Consider the following 7,128-nt stretch of genomic DNA (forward strand, 5'->3'; position numbering starts at 1 on the left):
TGCCCCGGCTCGTCCGCTCTTGCCTTCCCGCTGATTGGCCATCGCTTCACTCCCAGTGATCGTGAAGCTCCTACCTTCTCATCGCCGCCCTCTACTCGCCAGACGGGTTCCGCTGACGGTTACCATGCAGCGAACCAGACCGTGAGCGGCGTGCGGGTTCGGTCGAAGATGGTTCCCGCCGTCACAGACGTGCGGTTGCCACAGTCCGTGCACATGAACCTCCCGTCTCCCAGGCGCCATCCACCAGCGTGGCCGCATTCCGGGCAGACGAACCCCGACGGCCATCGCAGCCACTCGAGGTAGTCCAAGCAGTCGGCGTCTGACTGGAACCACGTCTGGAACTCGCCAAAGGAACCGGGATAGTGAATGCCTGCGCTCCGACGCTCCATGGCGATAGTATGTGCCTAGCTCCGGTTAAATGGATAGCCCTTACGGGCCTAATTGTGCAGCCGATCGACTCCTGCAATCCACCCATAGGCCGGCGCTGAACGTCCGTTTTCAGCGTGTCTACAGTCTATCCAGGCAGATGGACCAAATGGCGGAGATGGGTCGGTATGCAAATCTCTGCATAGAGCAGAGGGTTTTTTGATTAGCGGTCGCGGCCGCAGGCGTGGGAGCGGGACCCGGCGAGGTCAGCCCGCGACCGGTTATCAAAAAACCCTCTGCTCTATGCGCAGGTCGCAACTATGCGTAGATGGCGGGAGATCCTCGGTACCAGACCAACTCCGATGGGAATCGGCCCCGATACTGCCTGCGCATAGTTATACGTCCGTAGGAACCGCATGCGTGCGTCCCGCGCCATAACCGATGCATGGTGGTGTCGGCAGGCTTCTTTCGTGCGAGTGCCTTCTTTTGATCGAGGGTTGGATTCGACATGACGGCGGAGTGGTCTTGGTGCTCTCGTGGCCGGGCCAGAGTGTAATGACCTTGTACGGCACGCCGGACTGCGGGCGCCATCATAGCTCCCTCAAGTGGCACCGCCACTTCAATCCGCAGCGGAAACTATGCGCAGGTCTGCACTGAACGACCATGCCAGAATCCGCGCCGCCGACGGACTCGATCACACGCCCCTGCGCGACCTACGCATAGTTGCGACCTGCGCATAGGGGTCGATCAGCGACCACTAGCAGAGGCGCAGACTGGTCTCCCTTCACTCGAATGGAGACCATCATGGAAACCACCCCTCTCGACAAAACGCATCACGTTCCATGGAACAAAGGGAGGTTGACCGGCCAAAAACCTCCACTTAAGTTGAACGAGATATGGGCGATACGAACTCGGCTTCAGCTTACGACGAATGTTCGCGAACTGGCGATGTTCAACCTTGCCATTGACAGCAAGCTCCGAGCGTGCGATCTGGACCCGCCTGCGCGTGCAAGACATCTGCATGGGCAGCCAGGTTGGCGCCCGCGCAACAGTTATGCAGCGGAAGACTCAACGGTCAGTGCAATTCGAGATCACCGAACAGACTCGCCAAAGCGTTCAGTGTTGGATTCATGCTCGCGGACTCAAACTGGGCGACTATCTCTTTCCGAGTCGCTTGCATTCATCGCCGCACCTTTCAACACGACAGTACGCGAGGATCGTTCATCGCTGGGTCGCCTCCATTGGCCTTGACGACTCAGTTTATGGAACGCATTCCATCCGGCGCACCAAAGCATCGCTGATCTACCGGCGCACGAAGAATCTACGAGCGGTTCAACTGCTTCTTGGGCACACCAAACTTGAGAGCACGGTGCGCTACCTTGGCATTGAAGTGGACGACGCGCTCGAAATGGCGGAGCAAACTGAAGTGTAGTTAGGTAACGTGGCCGGCTAGCGGTCGCTTGCCGGCCATGAAGCGACTTTCGCCCCATACGTCGGCGAGACATTCAAATGGCAACTTCACTCAGCAAGGAGTCGTTCGATCGCCGAAAAGCGGCGTCGCGTCGCGGCATCCGCCGTTGAAACTGTGCGTAAGATGTCGCCTCTCGCGACCGCCGGACTTTGGCTACCAGCCGCATTCGGGAATACCCCGAGCGAGTTCTCCAATGGTCTTCCCTCGCAAACGCCGTCATGGGAAAAATCGCTGCTTTCGGCATCAACAGTTTGCGCGAAACCGTCGAACTCGGGGTCACAAATGCGAGAGCTACGTTGACATACGTCGATTGGGTTGTAAAGAAGATTGCAACGCATCTACAAATACTCGAACAGCCATCGTCTGTTCACGACCTCTTAGCAACACAAGCGAGAATTCGGCGCTGTGGCTTAGAAACGCGGGATGTATCGCTCGCATCAGGTCTTGCTTGACCCACTGCAAGGCATAATGCTCCGGAAGGAAGCCGATAAAATTGCCTGACAAAACGAGGGTCGCGGCGGCTTCCATATGATAGACGGTGGCCGCTACTTTAAAGTTGCTAGCGTCGCTCAGCTCCCTGGATTCGCGCATATAACCCCGCGCAACATAATCCAGCTTCTGCAAATCCTCTGTGTTGATGTCATTCGGAGCCGATTTGAAAAGGGGGTGGAGATGGCTACAGTAAAGACGTAGATTCTCCGTGTAGAGTGGCAGGTACGTCAAACCGGGATGCATAATGCGGAAGGGCCCGATGCCAACATGTATTTTCCGCTCAAGTACCGCAGCCTCGATCTCGTCTGGGGATTTGATCTCCATTTTCAAAAAGAGATCACCGCCTTTTTGCTTGACGGCGCGGATCGCATCCGTAATTTTGGCCTGCACGTCGGTGATGGTGCTATCTACAACGCCAATTGCTAACTCGCCGCTAATCTCATGACGTATGGCGCCGATGTCCGCCCGGAATTCTTCCACTGAGTTCAGCAAGCTCTCGGCCGCCTGATAAACAGAATGGCCCTCTTCGGTCAGATGGAAGCCCCGCCGACCGCGCTCGCATAGCCTTAGGCCCAGTCGCTTTTCGAGATCCGTCATGTGGGAGCTTATGGTGGACAGATTCAAATTGAGTGCAGATTCCGCTGCTGAGAGACCTTTCAAATCAGCAACCGTTTTGAATATGCGCAACAACCGTAGATCGACGTCAGTCATTCTGATCATACTAATACCCCTCCATCCGCTGTCCGTGGGCTTGCACTACGGACAGCCTAGCACGGCCGCCGACCATGAATGGCAGATTGGGAAGGTTCGAGGAATCCAAAACTAAAGTTCGAGAAGTTCTGATTCAACATGTGGCACTCGCGTGCAAGACTTAATGGACGACTCTGGCTGAGGGCCGGACCACAGCATCGGAGCGCCGGTTCCAGTCGTACTAACTGCGAGGACCTTACTCATGGAAGAAAATATGTTTGCGCCGGTCACCGGCACGGTGACGCCACGTTATGCAGGTTTGGCCACATTGATGCGGCTGCCGCACATCGGGCTGAAGGATGAGAACATTCCAGACGTGGATATCGGGTTGATCGGGGTGCCGTGGGATGGTGGCACCACCAATCGTCCGGGCGCGCGACATGGCCCTCGTCAGGTGCGTGATATCTCGACGATGGTGCGCAATGTCAACCGAAGCAGCGGCATCAAACCATTCGAGATCTGCAATTGCGCGGACCTAGGGGATACGCCTGTCAATCCGGTGGATTTGATCGATTCGATGAATCGGATCACCGCATTCTACGACGCAGTATGCAAGGCTGATATTGCGCCGCTATCGGTGGGTGGAGATCACCTGGTAACGTTGCCGATCTTGCGGGCGCTTGCAAAGGATGGGCCCGTTGGTATGGTGCACTTTGACGCGCATACAGATACGTGGAATCGTTATTTTGGCGATAACCTTTACACACATGGTACCCCCTTTCGGCGGGCGATCGAGGAGGGATTGCTGGATCCGAAGCGGACCATACAAATCGGTATTCGTGGGGCGTTGTACAACGACAGTGAGAATGATTGGGGTGAACGTCAGGGCATTCGAGTCATCGACATGGATGAATTTCGGTCGATGGGTGTCGATGCCGTGATCCAGGAAGCCAGGCGCGTAGTTGGAAACGGCCGCACGTATGTGACCTTCGATGTCGATGCACTGGATCCCGTGTACGCGCCCGGCACTGGCACACCGGAAATCGGTGGGCTGACCACGATCGAGGCCCAGCACATGATTCGTGGACTACGGGGCCTGAATCTCATCGGAGGTGATGTGGTTGAAGTGTCGCCTCCGTTTGACCCAACTGGCAATACGGCATTGGTCGCTGCCACGTTGATGTTCGAGATCCTATGTGTCCTAGCTGCCAACATCAGCAAGCAAAAGCGGCGCTGACCTCCGAACATCTGATCAGCACCAAATGAAATAGACTGCCAGCCGTCGACTGAGACCGACAGCTAGGTAAGCCTCTACCCAGGAGACAAAGATGGACACTTCGAAATTCGGCGCGGAATCCTCCGCAATCTCACCCTCAGGTCCGGACCTAACCTCAGGCCTAACGTCAGGCCCGACTTCCTCCCGGCTCATTGAACGCCGCTCGATTGACTTCATCCCGGAATCGGAAAGGCATGGCAGCCTGGCCAGTCAGTTTACCTTGTGGCTTGGCGCCAATCTTCAGATCACCGCTGTGGTAACGGGTGCACTGGCAGTGGTGCTTGGCGGCGATGTGTTCTGGTCCCTCATTGGCCTCCTGATTGGACAGATCCTGGGCGGCGCAGTCATGGCGCTCCATGGCGCGCAAGGACCTCAGCTCGGCCTCCCGCAGATGATCTCCAGTCGAGTCCAGTTCGGCGTCTACGGTGCGATTGTGCCCCTGGTGCTTGTCTGCATCATGTATGTGGGCTTCTCAGCGGGGGGCATGGTTCTGTCCGGCCAAGCGCTCAGCCATCTGATGGGTATAAGCAACGCCAGCGCGATTCTGCTGTTCTCGGGCCTGGTGATCATGCTCGCGACATTCGGCTATCGCACCATTCATTTCATGGGGCGAGTCTCCAGCGTGATTGGCGTTGTGGCGTTCCTGTACTTGTTCGCCAGCCTACTCAAAGGGCAGGACGTTGGCGCGTTGCTACAGAATCGCAGCTTCGATGTGGGGCACTTCCTGCTGGCCGTTTCCCTTTCCGCCTCATGGCAGATTGCCTACGGACCATATGTCGCCGACTACTCGCGCTATCTGCCTCGCTCGACCTCGGCTTTCAAGACATTTCTAGCGGTGGGCATTGGTTCGGTGCTGGGTTCGCAGATCTCCATGGTCTTCGGTGTCTTTGCCGCGGCGTTGGCGGGCAACCAGTTCGCCGGACATGAGGTGAGCTTCATCGTCGACCTGGGCGCAACTGGGGTAGCCGCCATTTTGCTCTACCTGACGATCGTCTTGGGCAAACTCACGATCACCACGTTGAATGCGTATGGGAGCGTCATGTCGGTCGCCGCCATCCTGACCGGACTTGGTGGGCAACGGACCATCTCCGGCCGTACGAAATTCTTCTTCGTCGTGGTCATGGTTGGGTTTTCGACCGCGCTCGCTTTGGCGGCCGGGGAGCATGACTTTCTCAAGAAGTTCTCCGCCTTCCTGTTGTTCCTCCTTGCGTTCCTTACTCCTTGGAGCGCCATCAACCTGGTCGACTACTACTTTGTCACCAAGGAGCGCTACGACGTGCCAGCGCTCTTCAACCCCGACGGCCGCTATGGTCGCTGGAATGCCAGGGGCATGACGGTCTATGTGTTGGGTGTAGCGGTGCAAATGCCCTTCATTGCGACCAGCTTCTACACCGGTGCATGGGTGGAGGCGCTCGGTGGTGTCGACATATCCTGGATCGTTGGTCTGGTTGTTCCAGCCGTGATTTACTTCTACTTTGGCAGTAAAGCGAACGTGCCGCAGGCGCTGATCCTGCCAGCCGACCACGCCGAGTCGTAGTCCGGCCAATCCGGCCTGCGGCTGGGGGGAAATCAGCCAGCACGCGCGCGGTATCGGCTCGGAGCGCCTAGAGATTACCCACGTCATATCCGGAATCCCCTCGAGAGCATCGATCGACTACCGCGCTACGCTGACCAAGTACCGACAAGGGTTTCCGGGCAGTTTGGCATCGCGAACTGAAAAGACGCATTCCGCTGCGGTATGCCCTATGCCGCAATTTCAATTGTCATGGGCATAGCGGATTCGTAATCTTCGACTCGGTAAAGCAACGGGTATCACCGTGGTAGTTGATGTGGCCACCAACAGCTTCGCCACAAGCGGCGGCCCGGGGGACGTGCATTCTGACTTGCCAGCAGACAGCGCCGGATGCCAGGTGCTGCGCCAGCATGCTTCGAAAAAGTATAAGGAGGAGATAATGAGAAAGAAAATCATTGGATCAATATTCTGTGCCGTTTCCGTTCCGGCGATGGCGCAGAGTGCGGTGACGATCTATGGTGTGGTTGATGAGGGTATCAACTACACGAACAATGTTGATGGACATAGCTTGTTTGAGCTGCAGAGCGGCTTCGCTCAAGGCAGCCGGTGGGGTTTCAAAGGGGTGGAGGATCTCGGTGGTGGGACAAAGGCGGTCTTCCAGCTCGAAAACGGCTTCAACGTGAGCACGGGTCGCCTGGGCCAGGGTGGGCTGTTGTTTGGTCGGCAGGCCTATGTCGGCTTGCGAAACGACAGCATCGGGGCGGTCACGCTGGGACGCCAGTACGACGCGGTAGTGGACTACGTCGCGCAGACCACCGCGAACGGGAATTGGGCCGGCTACATGTTTTCGCACGTGTACGACAACGACAACACCGACAATTCGTTCCGCGTCAACAACTCGGTGAAGTACACGAGCCCGACGTTCGGCGGCTTCCAGTTCGGTGGTATGTACGGCTTTAGCAATAGCACAGACTTCGCAAACAATCGGCACTACAGCTTCGGCGGTCAGTATGCGAATGGCCGGTTGCTGATTGCCGCGGCCTATCAGCAAACGGACAACCCGTCGGCGACCGCCGGCGGGGCGCTCAACAATGCCGGGGACGCCAACTTTATTGGCACACGGCTGAGAATCTTCGGCGCGGGCACCAACTATGCGTTTGGTGCGACCACGCTGGGCTTTTCGTATACCAATACCGAGTAAAGTGGACCCACGATTTGAGACAGTGATCAGGCGGTGGTTTAAGCTGTCGTCCTTGACGGGATGATGGCGAATGAGTGAAGGCAAGAAGCGCAAGGTACACACGGCGGAATTCAAGGCCA

At 57.0% G+C, this 7,128-nt stretch carries 3 protein-coding genes and 3 pseudogenes; 4 read left to right on the forward strand and 2 right to left on the reverse strand.

Annotation, left to right across the window (positions count from 1 at the left end; all coding sequences use genetic code 11):
• Positions 1 to 125: 125 nt before the first annotated feature.
• A pseudogene (locus DN412_RS41620) lies at positions 126 to 389 on the reverse strand (transposase); the annotation flags it as partial.
• Between the two features lie 781 nt (positions 390 to 1,170).
• On the opposite strand from DN412_RS41620, the pseudogene DN412_RS41625 reads away from it, so the two are divergent.
• A pseudogene (locus tag DN412_RS41625) lies at positions 1,171 to 1,798 on the forward strand (tyrosine-type recombinase/integrase).
• Between the two features lie 330 nt (positions 1,799 to 2,128).
• On the opposite strand, the gene DN412_RS41630 reads toward DN412_RS41625, so the two are convergent.
• Positions 2,129 to 3,040, reverse strand: coding sequence for a LysR family transcriptional regulator (locus DN412_RS41630; RefSeq protein ID WP_244223092.1), 912 nt, complete (start codon positions 3,038 to 3,040; stop codon positions 2,129 to 2,131).
• A gap of 241 nt (positions 3,041 to 3,281) precedes the next feature.
• On the opposite strand from DN412_RS41630, the gene speB reads away from it, so the two are divergent.
• From speB to DN412_RS41645, 3 genes and pseudogenes are all read left to right on the forward strand, one after another.
• On the forward strand, positions 3,282 to 4,256 hold the full coding sequence (gene speB, locus DN412_RS41635; protein ID WP_115216829.1) for an agmatinase: 975 nt from the start codon (positions 3,282 to 3,284) through the stop codon (positions 4,254 to 4,256).
• A gap of 91 nt (positions 4,257 to 4,347) precedes the next feature.
• Positions 4,348 to 5,832 (forward strand): purine-cytosine permease family protein, encoded by a 1,485-nt coding sequence (locus DN412_RS41640; RefSeq protein WP_115216830.1) that lies wholly within the window; start codon positions 4,348 to 4,350, stop codon positions 5,830 to 5,832.
• Positions 5,833 to 6,247: 415 nt separating this feature from the next.
• Positions 6,248 to 7,003, forward strand: a pseudogene (locus tag DN412_RS41645) (porin); the annotation flags it as partial.
• Positions 7,004 to 7,128 lie beyond the last annotated feature (125 nt).

The sequence above is a fragment of the Cupriavidus lacunae genome, from assembly GCF_003353055.1.
In the GTDB taxonomy this organism is placed as follows: domain Bacteria; phylum Pseudomonadota; class Gammaproteobacteria; order Burkholderiales; family Burkholderiaceae; genus Cupriavidus; species Cupriavidus lacunae.